General features: G+C 31.3%; 2 protein-coding genes. Both read left to right on the top strand.

Annotation, left to right across the window (positions count from 1 at the left end):
- Positions 1 to 127: 127 nt before the first annotated feature.
- A complete protein-coding gene (gene traF, locus HMPREF2571_RS05820) occupies positions 128 to 463 on the top strand; it encodes a DUF6568 family protein (RefSeq protein WP_014632569.1) in 336 nt (111 codons plus the stop codon).
- Between the two features lie 17 nt (positions 464 to 480).
- Positions 481 to 894 (top strand): acyl-CoA thioesterase, encoded by a 414-nt coding sequence (locus HMPREF2571_RS05815; RefSeq protein WP_045771681.1) that lies wholly within the window; start codon positions 481 to 483, stop codon positions 892 to 894.
- Positions 895 to 951 lie beyond the last annotated feature (57 nt).

Genomic DNA, 951 nt, shown 5'->3' with positions numbered 1-951 from the left:
AGTCCTACTGGCGGAGTATAGATTTCATTGCTGGACTTAGGTCTAGCTTTTTTTGTCAAGTTATTTACTTGTTAAAACTCTTAATTTCAGATATGATATGATTATATTTTATTTGAGAGGTATTATTATGTCGAATTTTGCATCAGCGTTTACACCTATTTCTATTTCTACTGCTAAAGATAAAATTTCTTCTACAGATAAGTTTATTTTATTTATTGGCCGTCCTTCTTGTCCATATTGTCAACTTTTTGAACCTAAATTATCTAATGTTGCACGTAATTCAAATTTTACTATTTTCTATATTAATAGTGAAAATAGTGAGGAACTTGAATATATTCAAGCTTTACGTAAAAGATATGGAATTGCTACTGTTCCAGCCCTCTTTGTTTCAGAAAATGGAACTGCTAAGGTTGTTTGCGACTCTTCTCTTTCTGAGGATGACATTCTAGATTTTATTTCTTAATCTTCTTGGAGGTTCTTATGTTTATCTGTAAACACGAGGTCCAGTATTATGAAACAGATCGAATGGGTATTACTCATCATTCCAATTATGTACGATGGATGGAAGAGGCTAGAACTTTTTTTCTAAGAGAGATAGGTTGGCCTTATGAAAAAATTGAAGAGGAGGGAATTATCTCTCCTGTTACTTCAATTTCCTGTGACTATAAAGCTACTTCTACTTTTGCAGATGTGATTTCTATTGAGATTAATGTTAAAAGTGTTAAATCTGCTAAACTTTCTTTTGTATACCATATGGTAAATCAGAATGGTGTTCTTGTTTGTACAGCTGCTTCTGAACATAGTTTCTTGTCTAAGAATGGTGGTTTTGTTAATCTTAAAAGAGATTATCCCTCATTTTTTAATCTTTTAAAAGAGCATTCAGTTATGCAATAAAAAAGAAGAAAATCATTTTGATTTTCTTCTCAGATTGAAGACAAAGTCCTCAGAAGT

The sequence above is a fragment of the Streptococcus sp. HMSC068F04 genome, from assembly GCF_001837455.1.
GTDB classification, from domain to species: Bacteria; Bacillota; Bacilli; order Lactobacillales; family Streptococcaceae; genus Streptococcus; species Streptococcus salivarius_D.
Note: the sequence above shows the minus strand (reverse complement) of the source record. Positions and strands in the feature narration are given on the sequence as shown.

Excerpts from the sequence above, each read along its gene's own strand:
- HMPREF2571_RS05815 (WP_045771681.1), top strand. The coding sequence starts at position 481 with ATGTTTATCTGTAAACACGAGGTCCAGTATTATGAAACAGATCGAATG.
- traF (WP_014632569.1), top strand. The coding sequence starts at position 128 with ATGTCGAATTTTGCATCAGCGTTTACACCTATTTCTATTTCTACTGCT.